The sequence below is a fragment of the Leptospirillum ferrooxidans C2-3 genome, from assembly GCF_000284315.1.
Taxonomy (GTDB): domain Bacteria; phylum Nitrospirota; class Leptospirillia; order Leptospirillales; family Leptospirillaceae; genus Leptospirillum; species Leptospirillum ferrooxidans.
On sequence record NC_017094.1, the window covers coordinates 886880 to 911537 of the forward strand.

19 protein-coding genes are annotated in these 24658 nt (G+C 43.3%); 11 read left to right on the forward strand and 8 right to left on the reverse strand.

Translation table 11 applies throughout. The features are described 5' to 3' along the window. Window positions 1-23 precede the first annotated feature (23 nt). Window positions 24-515, forward strand: coding sequence for a Spy/CpxP family protein refolding chaperone (locus LFE_RS04670; RefSeq protein WP_014449107.1), 492 nt, complete (start codon window positions 24-26; stop codon window positions 513-515). Between the two features lie 6 nt (window positions 516-521). Then, entirely contained in the window at window positions 522-1379 is an 858-nt protein-coding gene (gene rfbD / locus LFE_RS04675) for a dTDP-4-dehydrorhamnose reductase (protein ID WP_014449108.1), read from the forward strand. On the opposite strand, the gene otsB is transcribed toward rfbD, so the two are convergent. The 5 genes from otsB to LFE_RS04700 form a co-directional block, all read right to left on the reverse strand. Then, window positions 1360-2145, reverse strand: coding sequence for a trehalose-phosphatase (otsB, locus tag LFE_RS04680; protein ID WP_014449109.1), 786 nt, complete (start codon window positions 2143-2145; stop codon window positions 1360-1362). The two genes, rfbD and otsB, sit on opposite strands and share 20 nt — an antisense overlap. 6 nt (window positions 2146-2151) lie before the next feature. After that, on the reverse strand, window positions 2152-3612 hold the full coding sequence (locus LFE_RS04685; RefSeq protein ID WP_148272551.1) for an alpha,alpha-trehalose-phosphate synthase (UDP-forming): 1461 nt from the start codon (window positions 3610-3612) through the stop codon (window positions 2152-2154). Between the two features lie 69 nt (window positions 3613-3681). Further along, entirely contained in the window at window positions 3682-4755 is a 1074-nt protein-coding gene (locus LFE_RS04690; protein ID WP_014449111.1) for a glycosyltransferase family 4 protein, read from the reverse strand. Continuing rightward, a complete protein-coding gene (locus LFE_RS04695; RefSeq protein ID WP_014449112.1) occupies window positions 4752-6032 on the reverse strand; it encodes an MFS transporter in 1281 nt (426 codons plus the stop codon). Before LFE_RS04695 ends, LFE_RS04690 begins: the two co-directional genes overlap by 4 nt. A 153-nt stretch (window positions 6033-6185) precedes the next feature. Continuing rightward, window positions 6186-7505 carry an MFS transporter gene (locus LFE_RS04700; protein WP_041774021.1) on the reverse strand — a complete coding sequence of 440 codons (1320 nt, stop codon included), beginning with the start codon at window positions 7503-7505 and terminating at the stop codon, window positions 6186-6188. A gap of 145 nt (window positions 7506-7650) precedes the next feature. Between LFE_RS04700 and rfaD the strand changes: the two genes are divergently transcribed. Beyond that, window positions 7651-8565 (forward strand): ADP-glyceromanno-heptose 6-epimerase, encoded by a 915-nt coding sequence (rfaD, locus tag LFE_RS04705; protein ID WP_014449114.1) that lies wholly within the window; start codon window positions 7651-7653, stop codon window positions 8563-8565. A gap of 79 nt (window positions 8566-8644) precedes the next feature. After that, window positions 8645-10486 carry a tetratricopeptide repeat protein gene (locus LFE_RS04710; RefSeq protein WP_014449115.1) on the forward strand — a complete coding sequence of 614 codons (1842 nt, stop codon included), beginning with the start codon at window positions 8645-8647 and terminating at the stop codon, window positions 10484-10486. On the opposite strand, the gene purF is transcribed toward LFE_RS04710, so the two are convergent. The 3 genes from purF to purQ are packed head-to-tail and all read right to left on the reverse strand — an operon-like array spanning window position 10483 to window position 14931. Further along, window positions 10483-11928, reverse strand: coding sequence for an amidophosphoribosyltransferase (purF, locus tag LFE_RS04715; protein WP_014449116.1), 1446 nt, complete (start codon window positions 11926-11928; stop codon window positions 10483-10485). The genes LFE_RS04710 and purF overlap by 4 nt on opposite strands. Then, window positions 11925-14159: a phosphoribosylformylglycinamidine synthase subunit PurL gene (gene purL / locus LFE_RS04720; RefSeq protein WP_041774023.1), complete on the reverse strand. Its 2235-nt coding sequence runs from the start codon at window positions 14157-14159 to the stop codon at window positions 11925-11927. The genes purF and purL overlap by 4 nt, the downstream gene beginning before the upstream one ends. A 43-nt stretch (window positions 14160-14202) precedes the next feature. Continuing rightward, entirely contained in the window at window positions 14203-14931 is a 729-nt protein-coding gene (gene purQ, locus LFE_RS04725) for a phosphoribosylformylglycinamidine synthase subunit PurQ (protein WP_041774807.1), read from the reverse strand. 483 nt (window positions 14932-15414) lie between these two features. On the opposite strand from purQ, the gene LFE_RS04730 reads away from it, so the two are divergent. From LFE_RS04730 to LFE_RS04760, 7 genes are all read left to right on the forward strand, one after another. Then, the gene (locus LFE_RS04730; protein WP_014449119.1) at window positions 15415-16671 is read left to right on the forward strand and encodes an HD-GYP domain-containing protein; all 1257 of its coding nucleotides are present in this window, start codon (window positions 15415-15417) and stop codon (window positions 16669-16671) included. Window positions 16672-16844: 173 nt separating this feature from the next. Beyond that, the gene (locus LFE_RS04735; RefSeq protein ID WP_014449120.1) at window positions 16845-17555 is read left to right on the forward strand and encodes a hypothetical protein; all 711 of its coding nucleotides are present in this window, start codon (window positions 16845-16847) and stop codon (window positions 17553-17555) included. 9 nt (window positions 17556-17564) lie between these two features. After that, complete coding sequence (locus LFE_RS04740; protein WP_014449121.1) at window positions 17565-18224, forward strand: TetR/AcrR family transcriptional regulator; 660 nt, start codon at window positions 17565-17567, stop codon at window positions 18222-18224. Window positions 18225-18301: 77 nt separating this feature from the next. After that, complete coding sequence (locus LFE_RS04745; RefSeq protein ID WP_014449122.1) at window positions 18302-19663, forward strand: TolC family protein; 1362 nt, start codon at window positions 18302-18304, stop codon at window positions 19661-19663. Then, window positions 19656-20774 (forward strand): efflux RND transporter periplasmic adaptor subunit, encoded by a 1119-nt coding sequence (locus LFE_RS04750; RefSeq protein ID WP_148272553.1) that lies wholly within the window; start codon window positions 19656-19658, stop codon window positions 20772-20774. The genes LFE_RS04745 and LFE_RS04750 overlap by 8 nt, the downstream gene beginning before the upstream one ends. A 3-nt stretch (window positions 20775-20777) precedes the next feature. Continuing rightward, window positions 20778-23972: an efflux RND transporter permease subunit gene (locus LFE_RS04755; protein ID WP_014449124.1), complete on the forward strand. Its 3195-nt coding sequence runs from the start codon at window positions 20778-20780 to the stop codon at window positions 23970-23972. 175 nt (window positions 23973-24147) lie between these two features. Beyond that, window positions 24148-24657 (forward strand): hypothetical protein, encoded by a 510-nt coding sequence (locus LFE_RS04760; RefSeq protein ID WP_014449125.1) that lies wholly within the window; start codon window positions 24148-24150, stop codon window positions 24655-24657. The last annotated feature ends 1 nt before the right edge of the window (window position 24658 follow it).

Here is a 24658-nt window from a genome sequence, read left to right on the forward strand (position 1 = left end):
CCTTTTTTCTATAGGGAGCTAATATGAAACTACATAGGATATTTCTTGTTTCTTGCATAAGTCTTTCTATGATAATGTTTTCCGCTATTTTTCATCCTCGATCCGGTTATGCAGATAGCAGCTCTTTTGATATGAACACATTCCAATCACAAATGCATTCTGATTTCATTTTGCCATCTGTTCTTGTAACACATCCAGGACCAATGTTTTATTTTAAAAATTCAAAAGAATTAAAACTTTCCGAACAGCAATTAAACAAAATAAAAAAAATCACCCATAAAATTATTCCCAAAACTCAAAAACAACTCAAGCAAATTGAACGACTTAAAGGGAAATATCTAGATCTGATGAAATCTTCTAATCCAAATTACCATGCTTCCAGAAAACTCCTGCAATCTATTGGAAAATTGGAAGCTATTGCTACTGCGGACCACCTAGAAGCCCATCTTGCTTGTTACAAAGTCCTGACTTCGGAACAAAAAAAGACTCTATCAACTCTGTTAGCCAAGCATTGATTACTGATGAAAGTTGGAGTTATCGGAAGCAGGGGCCAACTTGGGTCTGATCTTCTAAAGATTCTTGCGGATTCAATTCCTTTAGACAAGCCGGAATTCGATGTATTGATTCCCTCTTCCTGGCCTGAAATCACGGCCCGGGGAATTGATGTTCTCATTAATACAAGTGCTTACAATGAAGTCGATCAGGCGGAAATCGACATGGACTCATGTTTTAATTTAAACACATTTTCCCCTGCTAGATTAGCTAATTTTTGTGATATAAATAAAATTATTTTTATTACAATTTCAACAGACTATGTATTTGGTTTCCCTCCCACTGTCCCACCCTTACCCTTTTCTGAAGAATCCGAAACTAACCCTTTATCTGTTTATGGAGTTTCTAAGCGCGCTGGTGAGATTTTAACTTTAAATCGTTGTAAGCAATCATATGTTATTAGAACATGTGGGCTTTATGGCTATGCAAGTATTGCTAGACCGAGAAGCAGTTTTGTTGAAACAATGCTGAGGTTGGCCCAAAAAGGTAACCCAATCAGTGTGGTTTCTGATCAAATTGTATCGCCCACTCCAACGTATGACTTAGCTCTTGCCATCAATAAGCTAATCGAGCAACTACCCCCTTTTGGGGTTTATCATTTGACCGCTGACGGTTTCTGTTCTTGGTATGATTTTGCAAAAAAGATTTTTGATTTGGCGGGGTTATCTGTAATCCTTAAATCAACAACAATGTCAGCGTTTAATTCAAAGGCGAGAAGATCCCCTTATACCGTCTTATCAAACGAAAAAGCACGTCGATATGGGATTCAACTGCCACCTTGGGAAGTCGGTCTTGCTGCCTATTTAACTAATCGGAAAATGGAATAAATGTATCGTCTTTTGACCACATTTCTAAGTCTTTCCATATTTCTTTTGGACTGATTCGTTTTTCTGGTTTATAGGTTTCTATAGGGTATGGAAAATTCTCTCCAACCCATATCCCTTTACCGCCAGAGTTTCCTGCCCATATAATTGAGTTCCAATCTGTTAGATCATCTCCTATAAAGACGTTTCTTGTTTTTTTAAGAGATGCTTCTTTTTCTTTTATCTTTTCTACAAACCACGATACTGCTTTTTCTTTCCTTGCATCTGGGTGACGATATTCCCAAACGGACTTTCCTTTTGCTTCTACAAGAATATTGGTTGTGTCTACTCGCCGTTTGATAGCAGAGATCTTTTTGTAAAGATCAGGAACTTCTTCCTCTGGCAAATTCCTATAGTGAATAGAGAGCGAGAAATCTTTCGTTTCCACTAGCATTTTGGGGTATTCTGATTCTAACGAGAAGATTTCTTTAGATAGTGTTTTAAGCAATTCTTTAATTGTCTGACCTGCTGGAATAATAAATACTTCTTTGCCAAATTCTCTGATGGCTCCATGGTCCCCTGATAGGCCTGCAAGCGATCTTGGAACTCTCTTCTGAATGTCATGGAAGGAACGGCCTGATAGAACGAATAAAGAATGTTTTTTTGACAGGTTCTCCAGAATCATCCATTGTTCTTGATCAAGATAGACTTCATCAGGGGTATCCCTTATCTCAGCAAGGGTCCCGTCGAAATCAAGAAACAGTATTGTTTCTTCTAGTATTGGTTTCATTATTGCTTAAGCAACCAGTGATTTTTTTATATTAGCGTAAGACGAGATATTTGACATTAATGAAGATATCCAATGGCTGATGTCATTTTGGCGAATTTGTTCTAATAAAGATAAGTTTCTATTGCGTCTCAGTTCAATAGGAAGTGCTAGTTCTGAAATAATTGTTTCAGCGGATTGAAGCGGGTCCAATGGATCAATTGCTGTAGCATTTTTCAGAATAGTGGCTGTTCCAGTGTATCGACTCAGAAAAAGTACCCCGTGTCCTCCATGCTGACTGGCCAAAAATTCTTGGGAAACGAGATTCATTCCATCTATGGTAGAAGTGATGAGAGCACCTTCTGCGAGTCTGTATAGCCCTGATAATGTCTCTTGGTCTAATGTTTCCTCAATCGATATAATGGGTAGCCAGTTTTTATCACCAAATTCCTGATTAATAGCCAATACTCCCTGACGAATTTTTTCTTGGTGATTTCTATAGACCTTCTGCCCTGTGCGGGTTGGAACTGCTATTTGTAGCAGAGAGATTTTCCCCCGGAGTTCAGGGTTAATGCTGAATAGTTTCCTTAAGATTTCAAATCGTTGAATGAAGCCTTTTGTATAATCCATTCTGTCGACCGAGATTAAAAATCTTGCATTATTTCCTAGCTGATTAGCTGTGAGTATTGCATGGGCTTTGGCCAAATTTCTGGGATTATTTGCCATGCGGTCGAACATTGCTGAGTCAACACCTATCGGCATGGAAATGGCTTTAATCAGTCGATCATTCCATCTGATCATTCCGTCTGGACGAATTTCAGTATTTCTAATAAAAGAAGTGGTCGCCTGGAGAAAGTTCTCTCGATCCTGTTCTGTTTGGAATCCAATGAGGTCATGAGATAAAAGGCCCTCAATAATTTCCTTATGTTCTGATATATATGTCAAATGCTCTTTTTTTGGCCATGGAATATGACAAAAAAATGCCAAAGGAGGAAGATTGGGAATGTGTTCTTTCCTGAGCCATAAAGCGACTCTTGTTAGTTGGTAGTCATGAATCCAGACTACAGAAGGGTTTGCTGTACAAAGAACTTTTCCGATTTTTCTAGCAAACATTTGATTAACTTGGTCGTAGCTTGAATAAAAAGAGGGTGCTGGTGCCATAAACTCTGGACATCCATGAAATGCTGGCCAAAGGACGTCATTCGAAAATCCTTCATAAAATTCTGATTTGAGATTAGCTGGAATATTCATCCTCTCAAGGTCATAACCAGGCCCTTCAGAAGATTCGACATGAAGTTGGTCTGGCCCTCCAGAATCTCTTGAGGCAATCCAAATGCCCCCTTCTTTTAATAAAAGCCGGTGGAGAGATTGACTGACTCCACCAGCAGGGTGTTTGATTTGATCCCCTTTAATGACGATAGGCTCTCTGTTTGTTACAACAAGAAAACGGCTATTTTGGTCGCTTAAAATCGATCTTTCATCAATGTCCATTTTATTATCCACCCTATCCTTTGTACTCGATTGGTGTAGAAAAAAGATTGAATTCCCCTTTGTTGATCATCAGGATATTGAAGCTGCCTGATGAGAAGGTGCTCTACGGGAAAAAGTCTCTTTACGATTCTTCTGAACGAGACTTTGGAAAAGGTTTTCGTATTGTGCAACCATTGTATTTGTTGAAAATCTTTCAACGGCTCTTTTTCTACAAATGGCCCTGTTAAATTTATCGAGTTTATTTTTTATGACTTCAGCCATTTCTTTTTCGGAGTCTACTAGAAATCCTGTGACGCCTTCCTCAACGAGTTCCGGAACAGATCCACGCCTAAATGCAATAACTGGTGTTCCGCAGAGCATTGCCTCGATAATGACAAGGCCGAAAGGTTCTTCCCAGCGAATGGGAACCAAGAGTGCCTGAGCTCCTTGAAGGAGAGCGACTTTCTGGACATGGTCAACTTCTCCAACCCATTGGACATTTGGTTTTAGCAAGAGAGACCTGAGATGATCGTTGTAAAAATCGTTATCAACCCAATGAACCGAGCCCGCTAATTTTATCGGAGTCATTGCAAGCTGAGCTGCCCTGATGGCTGAGTCTGGTCCCTTTTCTGGTGCAAGGCGACCAAGAAAGGCCACATAGTTCTGTGGATGCTCCGAAGGAGGATAAGCATTTGGATCTAGACCATGATGAATAACGCTCATATTTGGCAATGCTACTTCTCCTTGGCGCTGTGATTGACTAATCGCGACAAAGTTTGCATCAGGATACTGCAGGTAAAGAGATGAAAAATCCTGAGTTCGGGGATGGTGCAATGTCACTACGGTAGGAACTCCCAGCATGTTTGCAAAAGGAAGCGCATAGGGGGAGTTGATATGAACGATATCGATATCATCCATTCCCTGGATCCTTTTTGCTGAAAATGCGATATGGGACAACTCATCCATCTGATTTATGGGCCATTGACCTTTTGGGAAGAGAAACTCAAGCTCTGCTCTGGATTTTGAATCTCCTGTTGCGAACAAAGTGATATTATGACCCCGGTCTATTAGTTTTTCGGTCAAATGAGAGATAAAAAGCTCCGTCCCACCGTATTTTAGTGGTGGAACAGATACGAAAGGGGTCGATACAATGGCTATTTTCATGATTCATTCCTATTCGTTCCAATGGATATCGGTAAATGTTGAGCGATTGATAATGTCTCCTGGGGAGACTCTTTTTTGATGGAGCGCCTGAGAAAGATTAATCCTCCTATAAGAAAAATAAGACCCATTATTGAAAAGACAGGGCCAACTCCTATGAGATGGAGAAGTGCTGGGAATAGCCCCATTCCTCCAATAGCTCCAAGAAGGAATCCAATAGACATTGTTGAAAGTGTTCTTGCTAAAAGAATTTCAGGTGCCTGTGTTTGAATAATAGTATGAGCTAATGGATTGAATGCGGAAAAAGATGCTCCTATAAGTGCAATTGTAATAGAAGCGAACAGAATCGGTTGTAACCAACCTGTTGCCGTTAGCATAAGTCCGCCAAAAATTAAAGCTCCTGCAATCCATTTTTCGTATTGTATAGGTGGTGCTGATGTGAGCAACATTGAAGCACCCAACATACCAAGCCCCATGATTGATAGAAGAAAACCAAGCGTTTGGGGGCCTTGATGGAGAACAAGTTTTGTGTATACGGGCAAAATGAGTGAAAAAGGACCGGTAATAAATCCGTACAGAGTCATGATGACAAACAATGGCAGGAGATTACTTTTTCCATTAAATACAAACTGGAACCCTTCACGTGTTTCCTGGAGTAATGTTAAGAAAGAAAAAGCTGTTGACCTATGTGGGGAAGGTAGTTTCATCATTAATAGAAAGAGTGCGGAGAGAAAAAAAGTAACAGCATTCACAATCATTACGAACGGAGCGTTCCAGAGACCGATGAGAACACCTCCAGTAATTGGGCCGAGAAGCATTCCAACTTGACCTGTCGTTTGCATGAGTGCATTTGCGGATACAATTTGATCCCGACGGACAAGTTCAGGTATCGAGGCATAGAGAGCTGGACCAAAAATTCCGGAGACCACAGAGATCAGAAACACAAGTATGAATAGGATTGGAAGGGTAAGAAGCTCGTTATGGTAAAGGACCGGAATCAGAAGAAGTAGAAGACCCCTGGTGATATCAATAAAGATCATAACGTTTTTTCGTGACACCCGATCGAGAATGGGACCTGTGAACCAACCAAAAAGAAGGGGAGGAAGTGTTTGAAGGATTCCAACCCATGCAAGGTCTGCCGCTTTGTGGGAAAACTGGTAGACAAACCACAACATAGCGACCTTGTTGAGGTTCTCCCCAAGCTGAGAAATAACCTGCCCCATTGTCAACAAGCTGAAATTTCGATTTTTTAAGATATCGATGGCTATCTGAATGTTCAACGATCCCTCCATGGAATTGAGGCCACTACTCACTAAATAAGCAAGTCCTATGCCTATAACTTTTAAGCCGATTAATTTGTTCGTTTTATATTGTGTTAGCTGTATGAAATATGGTTTTCTTATTTGAATGGTGTGCTGATATGGTTCTTTTGGTTACAGTGATTTGTCTTTCTTTGTCCCATTGGGTAACACAATGATGATGGCTATAATGAGTAAGATGGCGGCAGCTCCGGAGAGATAAAATACAGTCCCTTTGTTAGAAAGAATTCGTGTGCCTAAGTAAATTCCACCCATTGCAGCGATTAAAAAGAAAAAGCCTGAGAGGGATAGGGCTCTGCCTAAGGTTGATTGCGGAGATTCTTTTTGTATTAATGATGTTGACAAAGGAAGGATTAAACCAAGTCCAGTTCCAGCGGCCCAAAGTAGAACGATTGCTTCCATTGATGTTCTGGATGCTGATAAAAGGAATAGGGATATGGAACTTATGAATATCCCTCCTGCAATTGTTTTTTTAGGATTCCACTTTTGAAATCTTACCAAAATCCAGCCTGCAGTGAGACTTCCGGCAAAATAGCTTCCTGATAGCAAAGAAAAAAGACTTTTCCCCTGATGAAAGACCTCTGTTGTCAAAGCAGGAAACAGAAGTGACATGGGGGCATTGATCAGTCCAAATACTGCCCCTAGAAGCATCGGCAAAAGTAGGCTTGGGTGAGATCTCAGAATATGAAAGAGCGAGCTCTCACCCTTCCTTTTTGTTTGAGGCGAAGTGTTTTTTGTTAATTGATCTTCAAAAACGGTCGAGGGTGTAATTGTTTGGGGTATCAATATAAAGAGGGATGCCGAAAGTACATATCCGACTCCTGAAACAAGAAGTGTTTGGGGTGCATTCATATGCAAGAGCAAAAATGCAAATAGTAATGGGCCAAGAAAATAGCCTCCCTGTCCAAATAATTGGATATAACCATTCGCTCTTTGTAGACGGTCGATGGGTACAAATGAAGGGAGTAAAGCATTAAATGCAGGTCCAAAAAATGACGAGAGGAAAGCGGTAGCAGTTACAATCGTTAACAGTTGTATGGAGGATGTCTGATTAAAAAGCGCGATAAGCGGTAAGATGGCATAGGTAGCTCCCTTGAAAATATTAATTCCTGAAAGCAATGGAGGTTTTGGCAGCTTGTCTATGACAAATCCTATGGGCAGGATGATTAGGAAGGGGATGAGTGTTTGCAAAAAACTGATTTTGGAAATCAGTGTCAGTTTTTCTACCGCCATTTTATAGGCGATCCATGTAATAGCTGTCTGAGTCAGACCCTCACTCAACTGGGACAATGAATAGGCAAAAATCACACCTCTCAAACGATTTTTGTCTATTGACTGCTTGAGAAATGAAAAGGGGCCCAAAAGTGCTGATTTCCGGGTCGATCTCAGGGTGAACTCCAATCTTTGTTCAGTTGTCTTGGTTTTAAAAAGCATTCGCTGCTCAACCCCGATGCATTCTATCACGGAGTTCAGTTTTATCGACCGGCTCTTCCATATTTTTTATTGGCCAAGTGTCTGGGTATTGTGTAAAATTAAGCAAAATTCGGTTTTTATGGAAATTGAATGAGGAGGGGGATTGATGCGTTATTTGGTAACGGGTGGTGCTGGTTTTATCGGTTCAAACATTGTTCTTCGTTTGGAAAAGGATCGACATGATGTAACGGTTATCGATGATTTTTCTTCCGGCGTTTTTCAAAACCTAAAAGGTTTTCGTGGAGATTTTCGTTGTGGTGATATCTCGAAGATGAATCTAATCGATTTATTTAAGAGCTATCCTCCGTTTGATGGCATCATTCATCAGGCATCTATAACTGATACTACCGTTATGAATCAGGAAGAGATGGTTCAAAAGAATGTCGAAGGATTTCATCGTATAGCTGAATATGCGAGGGTTTACCAGACAAGGGTTGTGTATGCTTCTTCAGCAGCTGTTTATGGAAATAACCCCAGTCCACAATCCGAAGATCAATATCCCAATCCCTTAAATGTTTATGGATTTTCAAAAATGCTGCTTGACAATATTGGCCGAAAACTAGCTTTGGAAATATCGAAACCGGTTATTGGCCTGAGGTATTTCAATGTTTTTGGTCCGGGAGAAGGGCATAAGGGCAAGTTTGCGAGCATGATCTACCAGCTATATCTTCAAATGCGGGCTGGTAAAAATCCCCGGGTTTTTAAATGGGGAGAACAAGGTAGGGATCATGTTTATGTCAAGGATATTGTTGAGGCAAATATTCTTGCCCTTTCGGCAGAGACTTCCGGAGTTGTCAACGCAGGGACAGGAGTTGAAACATCCTTCAATGAAATTATTGATGGGTTGAATAAGGCATTAAAGACCAATCTGACTCCAGAATATTTCGATAATCCGTATTCCTTTTTTCAGAATCATACAAAGGCATCCATCCAGGGAACAAAGACTTTGTTGGGATATACTCCACGATTTACTGTGGAAGAGGGGATACAGGATTATGTGAATTATCTTGAGCATTCTTGATTCATGCGATTCGCAATCCGCGAGGAGATGTTCCGTCTTCGTTCTTTCAGAGCGCGTTGCTGTGTGTTGAAGGAGGCTTATGGCGATTTTTGTGAGTAGATGGTCTTATGCGATATTTTTTTTTCTGACGCTAGGCGGGGTCTTTTTTTCTCCTGCTCAACTGATTGCCCAAGCCCAGGTGATAGACTCTACCAAGGGTGTTACGGGCGATGTCCGTGATCAGAAAATCCAAAATATGGACGATCTTAACAAGCTAATACTCAAGTATGGGCTAGTTCGAAATCGATCGGCCAACGCCTCACTTAAAGCCATTAGTCTTCGTTTGGGTCCGTATTTTGATCATCCTGAATTCAAAATTCGTATAGTTATTCTTGATCGCCAAAAGCCTATTGCATACCTCTTGAAAGGTCAGACTCTTGTTTTATCAAGGGGCATGATCTACTCAGGACTTCTTGAAAATACAGATGAGGTTGCCGGCGCTCTTGCATATCTTTTATCTGAAAGAATGTTTTCAAAACTTGGGAACCATTTTGTGGGTGTGGCTGCATCAGATCATTCCTTGCCATCCCCTGTCGATGGCAAACAAATTTTAGATCCTGTTTTATATGCTGCACTTGCAATGGTTCAGGCTGGTTATCATTATCAAGGGATTATCAGTGCTGTAGAACTTTTGGGAAAACTTCGCTCGGACCCTGTCCTGGGGGGTGAAGGAAAGTTCCTGTTAGATGAAAAGATTCGGGTGTTGAAAGGTTCTGCCCTATACTTTGAAGGGCAAATAGCCACATTTGTTCATCATAACATGACTGCCATTTATGATCTTTCCCGATTCCTTGCAAGATTTCCTCTATCTGCCGGCGGCCATTTTCTGCTAGGGCTTGCTTATTATCAGTCCTTTTCTGAGAGTCGATTCTTTCATCCGGATCGTTTTCTTTTTGTAGATGATCCTATACCCACTATCAGAATACATGCAATTCCGCTTGATATCGGAGCGCTTGATGCTGCTGAGTCGGAATGGGAGATGTCTCTCCAGCTTAACCCGGCTTTTGTTCCGGCACTTAACGCTGAAGGCAGGCTGTTATTGTTGAAAGGGGAAAGGAAGCAGGCCAGAGCCTATTTTCGAAGAGCCTACAATCTGATTCCCGACTCTCCTTGGTATGCTGCAGATTATGGCCTTTCGCTTTTAATGGAGCATCATACTGTTAGTGGGGCCAGGTTACTCGAAAAATCCGTAAAGAAAGCTTCCTATGATCCAAGGCTCATGTACGATGAGGGGCTGTGGAGCAACCTTAACGGAGATAAAACTCAGAGTATGGATTCTTTTGCGGAGATTGGAAAAATTGCCGGTTGGAGAGAAGTTGCGTCTATTTCATCCGGTCTGGAGCCTGTCAAAGTTCCTCATCTTAAGAAAGAAGCGGTCGCATCATTATTTACCAAGCCAGGAATTACAATGGAAGAAATCACAAAAAAGCTGGGGATACCCAAAACTCCTCCTATTATTGTTGCCGGAAGAACGATCTGGAATTACAGTCATCGTGGTATCCGTTTGATTTTCCATAAAAATATTCTTTATTACTCAATTTTTGAGAAAGCCAGTGCGGATCGTTTTTTGGGAGCATTATCAGTAGGGGAAAGATATGATCCAGAAGATCCTTTGTCATTGAAGCCATCTTGGGTTATTCCATTGGGGAGAACGCCTGTTTTGGTCTTCAAGAAAAACTATGGGTATGTCACGATCGATACAAAAGATGGGACTATCTCGAGGGTTCTCCTTAGTGCACTTCCTCAAAACGAAACAGTGGAGCAGGATCGAATGAATTCGAAGGGAGAACCGCTTATTGTTGGGCCTCAATCTTCCCCATCAACAAATAATGAGACGGGGAAGAGGAGCATAAAGAGTGGTCATGGAGATGGTAGCCATTAGCCTTCAAACAGGCCATGCTGGATTCTTTCTTCTTTTGAAAAAGGGATTGGGTAGCAGCCAGTAAAGCAGGCTGTGCAGAAGCCTTTTCTGGAGTTGTTTTGATCTTTGGCTCTTTCTATTTCTTCCTGCATGGCATCCACAGACAGATATGCCAATGAGTCTGCCTTTACATATCGCCTGATTTCTTCAAGACTATGAGTTGCTCCTATTAGTTCAGTTCTTGTTGGAGTGTCAATACCATAGAAGCATGGTGAAATGATGGGTGCTGATGCAATTCGCATATGAACTTCAGATGCACCTGCAGCACGCAGCATGGAAACAATTTTCCGGCTTGTTGTTCCCCTGACGATAGAGTCATCAACGACAACAATGCGCTTGTTCTTTAAAATTGATGGGACAGCATTAAGCTTTATTTTGACCCCAAAGTGACGGATGGATTGTTGAGGCTCAATGAAGGTTCGCCCAACATAATGGTTTCTGATTAAACCCATATCAACAGGAATTCCTGATGCTTCTGAGTATCCAAGTGCTGCAGCAAGACCGGAGTCGGGAACGGGAATAACTAAGTCCGCTTCAACAGCTGAATCTTTTGCCAGTCTTCCTCCCAGTCTTTTTCTGGAGAGATAGACCGGATAACCAAAAACTTGGCTATCCGGTCTGGCGAAGTAAACAATTTCAAATATGCAGGGTGCATCCTTCCGAACAAAGAGTTTATGGCTTTCCATGCCTTTCTCATTGATAACAACCATTTCACCTGGATCTACATCCCTGATGAATTCAGCACCAATAAGATCAAACGCACATGTTTCAGATGCAAGAACATAAGCATCGCCAATTTTTCCGATCGAAAGGGGACGAAGTCCCAGTGGATCCCTTACTCCAAGCATTGAGTTTTCAAGAAGGACAATGAAGGAATAGGATCCTTTGACAGATGAGAGAGCTGCACCCATTTGTTCAACCATGGTCATACCTGTTGACCTGGCAATAAGGTGGACAAGAACCTCCGAATCAACCTCCGTTGTAAAGAGTGCACCCTCGTTTTCCATTTCGCGTTTGAGCTCAATTGCATTGGTCAAATTTCCATTATGAACAAGAGCAATTGGTCCTTTTGAGTAAAACGCTGTCAGTGGCTGGAGATCTTTTTCAGGATCTCCACCAGCTGTTGCATAACGGTTATGTCCAATTGCGATATTCCCTTTTAAGTCATTCAACAGGTCTTCTGTGTAAAACTCCGAAACTAGTTTTGGTGATTTTCTAAGTAAAAGTTTTCCGTTTTCCAAGCTGGCAATACCCGTTCCTTCCTGTCCCCTGTGCTGCAGTGCATACAGGCCGAGGTAAGTCAGGTTGGCTGCTTCTGGATGACCATAAATTCCGAATACGGCACATTCCTCATGAAAATGGTCATCGGGAAGATCTGTTGGGGATGATGTATTGGAGCTCAAGGTGCATCCTCCATGTATTGTGTTATTGCATTCATAAAAAGATTCTGAAGAGTCTGGGGAGAATCAGCAAGATGTTTTTCATGACCGGCAAGTTCACGGTAACTTACGGAAAATGTTTTTTTGGCAGTGATACCTATCGTTTGGAATGGAACCCCCATTTCTTTAGCCCATTGAATGATCTCTTCCTGATCAGTCGTTGAGTGACCAATGAGAATTCGTCCCGGAGCCTCGGAGAAAAAGTAGGAAAGAGGTTCTATTGGGTTCGGGATTTTTATGATGACTCCAAGATCAGTTGCCCCAAGAGTCATCATAAAAAGACTTCTTAAAATGCCGCCTTTCCCAATTGCCCGGGAGCAGGTGACCAGACGTCTTGATGAAAGCCCAGACATCAGGTTGACTATTCTCTTGACTTGAGATGGATTCGGTTCAGGGACGGGTCCAAGAGAGGTATCTCCTGAGATCCATTCGAAAAAGGAGCCTCCGAGGGAAAGATCATTTGAAGATCCCAGCAGAGAGATTGTAAGACCAGGGGTTTTTGTGATTCCTGCTATTCTGTTTCTGTAATCAGATACACGGCCTGTAATAACAATCATGGGTGTCGGAGGAATGCTTTGTTTGTTTGTTTCGTTGTAGAGGCTGACATTGCCGGAAACAACCGGGATCTCTAGGGCTGCTCCTATATCGGCTATTCCGGAGATTGCTTCCGTTAACTGCCCCATGATTTCCGGGTTTTCAGGATTTCCAAAATTGAGGCAATCCGTCATTCCAAGCGGGATAGCTCCCATGGCAGCCAAATCGGTAACCGCTTTGAGGACAGTTATTCCCGCTCCCCTATAGGCATCTTTCGAAAGTGTATGTGGAAGGCTGGATAAAGCTATTGCAACAGATGATTTTTGGGGAGACTTAAGGTTCATAACGGCCCCGTCATGTCCTGGACCCATGAGCGTTGCTCCACCAACAGCCTTGTCAAACTGCTGATGAATCCATGTCGTGTCACCACCGTTTGGATGCGAGATCATTTCCTTGAATGTTTCCAAGATGGCGTGGGATCCACTTTGAGCTTTGATATGATTTGGCATCACAATAGCGGGATTCGTGCTCGTTGGGCGATCATAGACAGGGGCTTTGTCTGTTAAAAGCTCAATGGGAATTTCTGCCAGGAGCTGGCCTTTCATTTTAACGCGGAATAGTGGCTCGGTGATCGTTTCTCCGACGACACTGGCTGCCAATTGGTAGTTCCTGGCGATCTGGAGTATTGGTTCTACCTGTTCTGGTTGGGCAAGAAATAACATCCTTTCCTGACTTTCAGAAAGGAGAATCTCCCATCCTTCCATCTTGGTTTCCCGAAGAGGAACCGAGGAAAGGTCCAATTCCATTCCAAGTCCTCCACGTCCTGCCATCTCGGTCGAGGAGCTTGTCAGGCCGGCTGCGCCCATATCCTGAACGGCAACAGGAAGTCCTTCCTGAATGATTTTAAGAGTCGCTTCGATCAAATTTTTTCCTACATAGGGATCTGCAACCTGAACCTGTGGTCTAAGGTCTCCATCTGACGAGTTAAAGCCTCGTGAAGCCATTGCTGCTCCAGATACTCCGTCCCGTCCGGTTCTGTTTCCCATATAAATGGCAATAAGGCCTGCCTTTGGCGCTTTAGCTGACATAACACTATTGACGTTAACAACGCCAAGGGCAAAAACATTGACGAGAATATTATTCAAATATCGATCATCGAACCACACTTCACCTGCAACAGTAGGAATTCCTACTGGATTTCCGTAGCCTGCAATCCCTGCTACGACACGTCTGAACAATGTTCTGTGGCGGGGATGGCGTAATGATCCAAAGACCAAGCTGTTTGCCAAAGCGATTGGGCGGGCTCCCATTGCAAAAATATCCCGGAGAATTCCTCCAACACCTGTGGCAGCCCCCTGAAATGGCTCCAGAAAGCTTGGGTGGTTATGACTTTCCATTTTAAAGGCAATCCCGATCCCCTCACCAATATGGATGATTCCAGCATTTTCGCCTGGGCCTGAGACTACTCGTGAGCTATGGGCAGACTGAAATCTTCTGAGATGCTTTCTTGAAGACTTATAACTGCAGTGCTCACTCCACATGGCAGAAAATATCGCTTCTTCTGTCAGGTTTGGGTCTCTTCCCAGAAGGGAAAAAATGGCTGCCATTTCGTGTGATGGAATTCGAAATCGGGATTCTCTATTGTCTGCTGTCAATGTCATGATTTTTCCGGGAATATGCCTTGAGTAAGGCGGGTTATGGTGCTCACCGGAGTTTGATTGGTCCATCCGGTACAGATGATTTCAGAAGGCTGCTTAGAAGTGAGGTAAAGATTGTCAATCCTTCGGTACTTCCCGTTTCGTCAGAGGACCTTCTTTCGGGGTGAGGCATCATTCCAAGAATATTTCCTTCGAGATTTGAAATGGCTGCAATATCATGTAGTGCACCATTGGGATTTTTTTGATACCTCATGACAACCTGAGCATTCTCTTCCAGTAATGCCAAATCTTTTTCGTTAAGGTAGTATCTGCCTTCTTGATGGGCTATAGGCAGATTCAACCTGCTTCCTGGGGAGAAAAGAGAGGTAAATGGTGTTTTTGTTTGTTCAACAATCAACGGAGTATCAGCGCAGATAAATTTTCTGCTGCTGTTTTCGAGGAGGATTCCTGGCAAGAGACCGGCTTCGGCAAGAATCTGGAAACCATTACAGATTCCCAAGACAGCCCCTCCCCCTAGGGCAAAGTCCCTAAGAGCCTTCATGACTGGAGTCCTTGCCGCGATCGCACCAGTTCTCAGGTAATCCCCATAGGAGAAACCACCCGGTACAATAACTGCATCGTAAGGTTCCAACGATTGGGCCATATGCCCAACAATCTCGGGGAGTAGACCTGAGACCCTCGACACCGCTTCAAATGTATCCATCTCACAGTTGGTTCCCGGAAAACGGAGAATTGCAACTTTGAAAGATGCTGTGCAAGTGTCGGATGATAGTATTTTTTGGGAGTGTGTATTCACGCATTCTATTCTAGTCGTCAAAGTGGACTTCCGTCAAACAGCAAAAATGACTTGATTGATTTTGATCGATTCTGAGGGACTGTCAATGGTGACAATTATCATGATGAAAAGAGTCATGAGCATTTGCAGGAATTCTTTTGAGGTTAATCGGCGATGAGGATACTTTGTTTGATCAATGATAGAATGGAAATGTTTGGATGAAAACTCGTTTTATAATATCAACATTAAAGGTAGTAGAGAGATTTTCATCAAACCTTCTCGAGCTCTTGATCTTTAGAATGATCTGATATTTTGGAAGCTCTCAGAGTTGCCATGGGCAAAGTTGGAGCATTTTTCTAAAATGGAGATATTCCATAAGTGACTGTTGTTAGAGGATGGATACTTCGAAGATTGAATCTGACATGCTTTATTGCCATGCCTTTTTATCCTGAATTTCTTTGATAGATTTCCAGAGGAGATTTTATGAAGAAATCCATCCCTATTGATAGCTTGAAGGTCGGAATGTTTGTCTGTGATCTGGATCGAAAATGGTGGCAGACAGATTTCCTTGTGCATCAGTTTCTGATCAAGTCCCAAGGTGATATAGAAAAGCTAAAAGGAGCAGGTGTTCAGGTGGTGGTGGTGGACTTGGCTCGTTCAGAGGTTTCTGTTCCGGATTTACATGCAGAGATTCATGAAAAAGAAAATGTTCTGAAAAAAATGGATGAAGATCCAAAGTCTTCCTTTTTTTTACCGGAATCTCATTCTCTTCCTTCTATTCAGGATCTTAAGAGTTTTAAGGATCTGAAGGAGCGAACGGAAAACCTGCTTCAGGATGGGTTCAAAAATGCCCGTTTTGGAAAAGAAATACCCGTTGCCCCTTTTAGAGAGAAGATTGAGAACATGATTGACCTGATATCAAATAACCCTTCCCTGATTACTTTTCTGATGGAAATGGAAGAGTCTGATGATGAAACTTATCGACATTCTATCAACACGATGATTCTTGCTTTGGGTCTCGCTATCCGGAAAGGAATCCAGACCTGTGACCTTAAAGCATGGGGACTCGCAGCATTATTTCATGATATTGGTAAAACAGGAATTCCTCTTCCGATCCTAAAAAAGACCGGTCCACTAAATCAGTCGGATTGGAAAATCATTCGGGAACATCCTGAAATTGGGTATCGAATTTTGAAGAACCATCCCGATAAAGATGTTTCAGGTCTTTGTGCGACTGTTGCTTATGAGCATCATGAAAGAAAAAATGGTTCGGGGTATCCGCGAGGGATGTCTCTTGATAAGCTTAATCCTGTAACTAGATCGCTAATTGCATTGGACATGTATGAGGCATTGACTGCCAATCGTATTTATAGAATAGGGTACTCTCCTGCAAAAACGCTGGAAATTCTCCTGAAATCCGCTGAGGACAAGATTGATCCATCAGCAGTATCGGATCTGATTAAAATGGTAGGGGTTTATCCGACAGGATCCCTCATTGAGACCATTCGGGGGGAAATCGTCTTGGTAGGAGGATACACGGATCCGACAAGAACAATCTCGGAAGAGGTTGTTCTTTATGTTTTGAAAGACTTGAACGGTGAATGGCTCTTGCGGCCAGTTCGCCGTGTAAAATCGAGCCTTGGACCGAAAGAGGTGAAGCGTACCCTTCATCCGAGGGAGATGGGGTTATCGGAAAAAGATATTGTCCGTCTGATTTATCCTGTTTCACGGGAAAGGTAGCGATACCGCCAATTGGATGGTTTCGAAAGGGGATCTTCCTCCGACGAATCGGTTTGACATGGTGGAAAAAGTGTTTTAGTTTCTTAAGAACTGACTAGTCAGTTCTTGTTTGTCTTTTATTTAAGGGGATCGGATTGAAAATGGCAGTTTTTTTACTCCTGAGGACAAGGTTCTTGTCCAGATCCATTATGACAATCTTGTCGATCATACTCCTTTTAGGTGTCTCCAATATTCCGGTGAATGCTGCCCCAACCTCTGCTCCCGTCACAGAGACACCATCTGCTCCAACGTCAGGATCTTCGACAAAAGCCCCTAGTGCCGCTGAGAACTGGAATGCTCTAGATGAAGCCAGTTTTGATGAAAACTATGGTCATTTTGGTCTCTCTCTGGCCTTCCTGTTTAATATTGCCCAGACTCCATCCTCGCATCTTTTTTATGAGAACGGTTTTGGTGGAATAGGGGAGATTTCCTATGGCATCTTGACTGGACTCAGGGTCATTGCGGGAGGCGGTTATGTCCTGAATTCTCCCCACTTTTCACCTCCTCTGAAGGGAGTTGGGAATAATGCGGACGCATCCTATGAACAAGGTTATGTTGGTAGTCGTCTGGCAATGAACCCCTTTTTTCCCTCCTTTTTCATTCATCAGCCATGGATTCCCTATATCAGAAGTGATGTTGGTGGGGTGAGTGCTGGAGTATCCGATGCTGGAGCTCTCTCCGGTCACCAAGATGGGGTCATGGCTGATCTTGGTCTCGGAATAGAAGGTCGGGCACCTGAATACCCCATCGGGTTTTTTGTGGAAGTTCGTTCCCAATGGTTTTTCCTGGGTCCTCAGACAGAGACTGTCATCCCTATTCTTGTGGGATCAACCTTTTATTTTTAGGGGGGACAGATGGTTGTTCAGGACAAGAAGTTAAATGAAATTGCCACCAGAGAGATTGCTTTTCAAATGGAGAAAGACCGCATTATTGACCAGGCGGCAAATTTGTTTGCCCAAAGGCGATATGATCAGGTAACGCTGGATGAACTAACGCAAATTCTGGGAATCGGGAAGGGGACTCTTTATCGTTATTTTACAAATAAGGAACAGCTGTATGCCGAGATCCTTGACATCGGACATCAGAAATTAATGGAGATTCTGAATGGAGTCAAAGATAGGGAAGATATGAATCCGCTTGAAAAGCTCTACGAGATGTCTTTTTCCATGGCTCACTTCATACGGTTGCATCTTGACATTTATAAGGTAATGGCAATTGAAGAGCCTAAAGAGCGTCAATGTTCAACAGAAAAGGTTCAACAATATCGAAAAGAGCGGATCCAAATGATCTCGGATGTTGTGCAGGAAGGACGTTTGCTGAATTATTTTCGGCAGGATATAGATATCACACTGTTTTCCCAAAGTCTGATGGGCTCCCTTTGGGTTGAGGCCATTTTTCCTTTGGGAGCTGTAGAAAAAGACGGTCGGCTGATATTGAGAATTGAAGAGATTATTTTTATGTTTCTGAAAGGCGTAGGGACGAATCAGAATTTTTTTAAAGGTCGGATGATATGATACGTTTATCCCCATTTCCCCTTAAAGTCCTTTTGATGTTGCTGTTCTCTTTTTGTGTTTGTTTTAAGATCATATGCTTGCCTAAAGAGCTTCATGCGGCTGAACTTCCTTCCCCCGGTGAAGGGGGGGCGGTAACGATTCCAAGCCAGCTGACTCTCCAGGATGCTATGGAAATTACTCTTCGCTCCCATCCTCAATATCGGCAGGCGATTCACACTTATCAGGCAAACAAGGAGATTATCGGCCAGGCTCTTTCCAATTATCTGCCGCATGTATCTGCTGGAGCCGGTTATACGTACGAAACGGGAAACTTTGTCATTTCTCCGGGCTTTCCTCCATCATTGTATTCGATCATTCAGCCTCCAAATAATACCGGTTACAATTATTATCAAGCCCAGATTAATGTCTCGGAGACTCTTTTCACATTCGGACAACGAGTCACTCAGGTTCGTCAAGCGCGTTTTAATGCAAAATCTTCAGCTGATCAGGCGAGATGGACTCTCTATACTCTCTTGTCAAATGTTGAAATAGCTTATGATACCCTTGCAGAAGATGTTCTTCTCGTTGATGCCGCTCAAAAGACACTGAAGGATTATGAAGAGCAGGAGCAGGTTGCCGAAGGGGAAAATCAGGTTGGAACCGCTTCCAAATTTGATGTTCTAAATGCTCAAGTGAATCGTTCGAATGCCCAGCTGAATCTGATCACAGCAAAAAATAATGTCAAAATCGCCAGAGTGGGACTTTTAAACGCAATGGGAGTCTCTTATGGTGGAGAGTTTCATGTCATTCCATCCCTCGAATTTGATCTGATGAATGATGATTTGGATAAGCTTCTTATGAAGGCTATCAAGCATAGGCCAGATTTTATTTCGGCAAAGGATTCCGTAAACGCTAGTTGGCAAAATGAACTTTATTATAAAAGTACCTACCTCCCTTCGATCGGGGCAACCGGCGGGTATTCTTATGCAAGCATGTTTTTGCCGATGACCTATAACTGGTTTATGGGGGCGACGATCTCAGTTCCCATTTTTTCTGGCTTTCTGACCGTTCACCAAGTTGCACAGGCACAGAAGACGATGGCTGCATCACAGGATGCACTTGAATCGCTTCGCCAAAATGTCATCATGCAGGTCAAGCAGGACTTTTTTAACCTTAAGACTTCCGTTGAAAGAATCGATACAGTCAAAACTCTTTTGGAGCAGGCAAAAGAAAGTCTTCGCCTGGCGGAGGGGCAGTATCGGGTTGGTGTTGGTTCGGCTGTTGCTGTTACCCAGGCAGAGGCTGATCTTGCTTCAGCTCGAGCCCAGTTTGTCCAGTCTGTTTATGGGTATAAAATCGCCCGAGCAAATTTGATAAGGGACATCGGGATGGATCCACTTGCCCGCGTTGAGAATGGGAAACATGTCAACACTAAAAAAGAGGTTGTACTTCATGAATAAGACTGGAAAAAGGATAATGATTGCGGTTCTGGCGGGACTTCTCCTCGTGATCGGCTACCGATTCCTGCACCATACTGGCCATCAGAATGTCGTCACGAAAATGGGCCCCTCATCAGCTCGTGTATATGTATCCCATCCAGTTTTTGCACCGATTTCCCAATCCATTACCCTGACCGCTGATATTCAGCCCATTAATCAAGCCGCAATCTATTCACAGGTTAGTGGTTACCTGGATTCGATTTCAGTAAGAAGGGGATATCACGTTAAAAAAGGCCAAGTTCTGGCAAAAATTAACGATACAACCTATAGGGCACAGCTGCAGCAAGCTCAGGCAACCATGGACTATACTTGCACAAACGCAGAGCGTTACAAGAAACTTGTTGCCAAAAATCTTGTGTCGCTTGATTCTTACGACTTGGCCAAGGAGCAGTGTGAACAATCCAAGGCTGCTGTTACTTATGCAAAAAAAAATCTGGCTTACACTGAAATAACGGCTCCTTTTAGTGGGTATATCTTCAACCGAATGGTTGACAAGGGTGCCACTATCCCTGCAACCACTGGGGCAATTGCATCAGGCCAATCACCACTCTTTACGATCGTTGACGTCCACATTGTCAAAATTGTGATCAGTGTTCCAGAAAGTCAGGTCCGATTCCTTCATGTAGGACTCCCTCTGCAGGTGATGGTGGATGCTTATCCGGGAAAAGTTTTTCCGGGGAAAATCACAAGAATGAATCCGGCTCTGGATATCCAGACCCGAACGCTTGCTGTTGAAATTGATATGGACAATTTTTCCAGTCTTCTGAAGCCAGGAATGTTTGCGAGGGCGGTTCTCCTTTTACGGACAATACCACATGCATTGGTTGTTCCAAATGAGGCGCTGCTCAACCGGAACGGGAAGTATTACGTTTACAGTGTCGTGGGAGGTATTGCCCATCGAGTCAAAGTCAAGCTTGGTATTCGGGGAAAGAGACATGTTCAGGTCCTTTCCGGTATTTCACCAGAAGATGATGTTGTTGTTTTGGGACAACAACATCTGGCAGAGGGTGAGAAAGTAGATGCCAAGACCTATATAGTAGACTCTTTGTCTGATACTCACAGAAAGTCCTAAGAAATGTGGCTGACCAGACTTGCTCTTCGGAACGCGATCGGTGTTCTGATGGCTTCCTTGGCGATCGTCTTGATCGGAGCACAGTCGGTCGCCAGACTACCAATCGATCTTTTTCCAAATCTTGCGGTTCCAGTGCTGATAATTGGGACTATTTATCCGGGAGCTTCTCCACTTGATGTGGAGCAAAGTGTTACTTACCCTCTCGAAAAGACCCTTTCAACAATCGATAATGTTTCCCATATACAGTCGCAGTCAAGAGAAGGAGTGTCTGCGATTCAAGTCTGGTTTAACTGGGGGGAAGACTTAAATGGGGGGATGGTCCAGGCCGTTCAGAAAATCAGTCAGATTCTGAATCAGCTACCTCCAGGCATCCAGCAGCCTTTTATCCTGAAGTTTGATATTGCCAATATTCCGGTTGTGTCCGTGACTGTATCCGATCCTGCCCTTGATCAAGTCAAATTGTATGATCTTGCTTATAACACTATCGAGCCACAGCTTGAACAGCTGCCAAATGTTTCACAGGCGACCGTAAATGGGGGGAAAGTTAGGCAGATCAATATCGATATGGATCCGCATCAACTTTTTGCGAGAAATCTCTCTATTATTCAGGTAGTGAATGCGATCAATGCTGCCAATCTCATTCTCCCGTCAGGGGATGTCAAGATTGGCTCGAAGGATTACAATCTTTTTACCAATAATCAAATCACCCACCATTTAGTCGATACTCTCTCAAATATTCCTGTCTCAACCCAAACGACTCCGGATGGAAGAATCGTTCCCATTTTCATCAAGGACTTTGCTAAGGTTTCTGACTCAGCTGAGACACAGACGAATATTGTTCGGGTCAATGGACAAAATGCTGTTTATTTAGCAGTGAACAAACAGCCAGGGTCTAATACCGTGGGTGTTGTTGATGAGGTTAAAAAGGCCATCCCGAAGCTTGTTGGGTTACCATCAGGAGTCCGACTGGATACTTTTTTTGATCAGTCGCAATATATTCGTCAGTCGATCAAAAGCTTATATCGGGAAATTTTTCAGGGCGCAATTCTCGCAATTCTGGTTATCCTTTTATTCCTTGGGGATATTTCAGCGACCGTCATTATCAGTCTGGCCATTCCTCTCTCTGCTCTTGTCGCATTAACTTTTCTTTCCTCATCCCATCAAACATTGAATGTTTTTACTTTTGGTGGGCTTGCTTTGGGGATAGGGCGACTCGTGGATGATTCAATCGTAGAGCTTGAGAATATTTACAGGCATTTTTCCATCGAAACAGAATCCCGTTCGATGGCTCTTTTGGGGGCGGCATCAGAAGTGGCTATGCCCATACTTGCCTCAACGATTACAACGGTCATTGTTTTCCTCCCCATTCTCTTCATGGAGGGGATTGGTAGACTTTTATTGACTCCGATGGCACTTACGATCACATTTGCTCTTTTTGCCTCATTTTTTGTATCCAGAACAGTAACGCCTCTTTTATGTTACCGATTTCTGAAAGTCCATAAATCTGTTTCCGAAGGTGTTTTGACCAAAGCTTTTTCATGGTTTAAAAGGGTCTTTTCCTCCATAGAGGAACGTTATGAAAAAGCTCTTTTGTATTCGATTCATCACAGGCGAAAAATTTTCCTTGGTGTGTTGAGTGTTTTTTTTGGTTCTTTGCCTCTGATTTATTTTATCGGGACAGAGTTTTTTCCTGCTCCTGATGAAAGTCAGTTTACAATTAATATTCAGGCTCCCCCTGGCACAAGAATTGAAATTACGACCCAGATTGCGAAAAAAATTGAAGATCTCATCCGGCAAACACTCCCCCCATCCGATGTCAGGCTCGTGGCTTCTAATATTGGTCTTCGCAATACGGCTGGGCGGGGAACTAATGGGGCTGCATCCGTTTTTACTGCCAATACAGGGCCTGATACAGGATTTGTCCAGGTTAATCTTGTTGAACCCGATAAGAGAAGTGAGACAGCCGATCAGTTAATGGATAAAGTTCGCACTGCAATGCGAGGAAAGTTTCCCGGTGTGGGGATTTACTTTATGCCAGGGGGATTGATTGAAAGAATTTTAAATTTTGGATACCAAGGGATTATCGATGTCGAGATTTATGGGTATGACCTGACCACAGCACAGCGTTTGGCAGATGTTCTCTCTCAAGGGATGCGCTCAATTTCGGGCGTTAAAGACGTTCAAGTTCTCCCCAATGACTTTCATTATCCAGAAATTGATGTTCAGGTTGATCGGGTGAAAGCGGCCATGGTAGGGCTTTCCGAGCAGTCTATCGCATCAACTGTTTTATGGAGTTTTGTTGGAAACGAAAACAATCCATCAATTTATACGGATCCGGCTACCGGGAATGAATATAATATTGTTGTACAGTTAGATCGTATTCACAGGCATTCGATGGAAGATCTTAAGAATGTATTTTTGACAAATGCGAATGGTTCCCCGATTCTTTTGAGAGACGTTGCCACAATCCGTCAATCAAATGGTCCCAATGAAATAGATCGAAAAAAAATGACTCGTCTGATTACGATATCAGCCAATCCAGTAAACCGCTCTCTAGGGGATATCACGAAGGACCTGAAAGTCCTGCTTAAAAATACACCCCACCCGATCGGTTTTTCCGTTAAACTCTCCGGACAGATTGCTCAGCAAAAAGGGGCATTTCTATCTTTGGGTCTCGCCGTGTTGATGTCTATTCTGCTCGTCTATATGGTTCTTGCAACACAGTTTAGATCGCTTCTGGATCCCTTTGTCATCATGTTTTCGGTACCAATGAGTTTTACTGGAGTGATCTGGATCTTTTTTTTAACGGGAACTCCTTTTTCAACAATTGCCTTTATGGGAGTGATCATGACAGTAGGAATAGCCGTGAGCAATGGTGTTCTTTTGGTTGATTACACTAATCGATTGCAGCGGGAACATGGCCTTTCACTTGAGGACGCAGTTGTTCGAGCAGGGAAAACCCGACTTCGACCTGTTGTCATGACAAGCCTTGCGACGGTTGTTGGTCTTCTTCCCATGGCTCTTGGGCTTGATATCGGGAGTTCCAATAGCCTGCCCCTGGCAAGGGCTGTTATTGGTGGCTTGACTCTTGCAACAGTCTTTACCCTGGTTTTGGTACCCACAGTTTATCTCTCTGTACACAAACGCTTTCCCTTGAAACAGCGCTCATCGGATGAGCTGAAATTTTTAGGGGAGTGATCTTTCTTTAAGTTTCTTCAACGGGTTTCGTCTGGTAAAATTGGGGTATAGATCTTATGAGACACTTCCATCAAGAACAGTCGAGGCTGGGGAGATGAATATTATAGAGGTGAGGTTAGGAAAGGTTGCTCTGCAGAGTATTTTCCTTGGGCTGATTTCCTGTGGAGGGGTAATTGTGGCAGAAGGGGCCAATATCAGTTCTCTGCCTGCCGCGCCCAATTTTGTGGCTATTCCTCCGGTGACACCCTTTAATCCTTCTGGTGGGTCCCCTTTGGGGCAAACTCCCGGAGCTTTTGTGCCTCAACTGCCGAACTCATCTCTTCCGGTCGCGCCATTGTCTGCCCCGATTATTCCACCTTCCCTTGGGTTGCCTCTTGGATCATTTTCTCCCGGGGCTCCTGTTTTATTCTCTCTTGGACCTCTATTGGGCGGACCCATCCAGCAGGGAGCTGGTCTTTCAGCTCCCGTTCAGGCCTTTTCGATGGGGCCAGCGACCTTGCTCAATCAATTTGCTCAGCCCCCGCTTGTTCCCTACGGACAGGTTGGTGTTCCTCCGGCTGCTTATAATCCTTCACTAGGAGGACAAGCCGGTAATCCCTTCGCTTTGACATGTAACTACTACTTTTTTGTGAATTGCGGCGCGTCCGGTGGGCAAGCCCAAAACTTTAAATACTCAACCAGGTAAA

Bases quoted from the DNA above. Each gene is read 5' to 3' on its own strand.
- LFE_RS04670 (WP_014449107.1), top strand. From the start codon at position 24: ATGAAACTACATAGGATATTTCTTGTTTCTTGCATAAGTCTTTCTATG.
- rfbD (WP_014449108.1), top strand. From the start codon at position 522: ATGAAAGTTGGAGTTATCGGAAGCAGGGGCCAACTTGGGTCTGATCTT.
- otsB (WP_014449109.1), bottom strand. From the start codon at position 2,145: ATGAAACCAATACTAGAAGAAACAATACTGTTTCTTGATTTCGACGGG.
- LFE_RS04685 (WP_148272551.1), bottom strand. From the start codon at position 3,612: ATGGACATTGATGAAAGATCGATTTTAAGCGACCAAAATAGCCGTTTT.
- LFE_RS04690 (WP_014449111.1), bottom strand. From the start codon at position 4,755: ATGAAAATAGCCATTGTATCGACCCCTTTCGTATCTGTTCCACCACTA.
- LFE_RS04700 (WP_041774021.1), bottom strand. From the start codon at position 7,505: ATGCTTTTTAAAACCAAGACAACTGAACAAAGATTGGAGTTCACCCTG.
- rfaD (WP_014449114.1), top strand. From the start codon at position 7,651: ATGCGTTATTTGGTAACGGGTGGTGCTGGTTTTATCGGTTCAAACATT.
- LFE_RS04710 (WP_014449115.1), top strand. From the start codon at position 8,645: ATGGCGATTTTTGTGAGTAGATGGTCTTATGCGATATTTTTTTTTCTG.
- purL (WP_041774023.1), bottom strand. From the start codon at position 14,159: ATGACATTGACAGCAGACAATAGAGAATCCCGATTTCGAATTCCATCA.
- LFE_RS04730 (WP_014449119.1), top strand. From the start codon at position 15,415: ATGAAGAAATCCATCCCTATTGATAGCTTGAAGGTCGGAATGTTTGTC.
- LFE_RS04740 (WP_014449121.1), top strand. From the start codon at position 17,565: ATGGTTGTTCAGGACAAGAAGTTAAATGAAATTGCCACCAGAGAGATT.
- LFE_RS04750 (WP_148272553.1), top strand. From the start codon at position 19,656: ATGAATAAGACTGGAAAAAGGATAATGATTGCGGTTCTGGCGGGACTT.
- LFE_RS04755 (WP_014449124.1), top strand. From the start codon at position 20,778: ATGTGGCTGACCAGACTTGCTCTTCGGAACGCGATCGGTGTTCTGATG.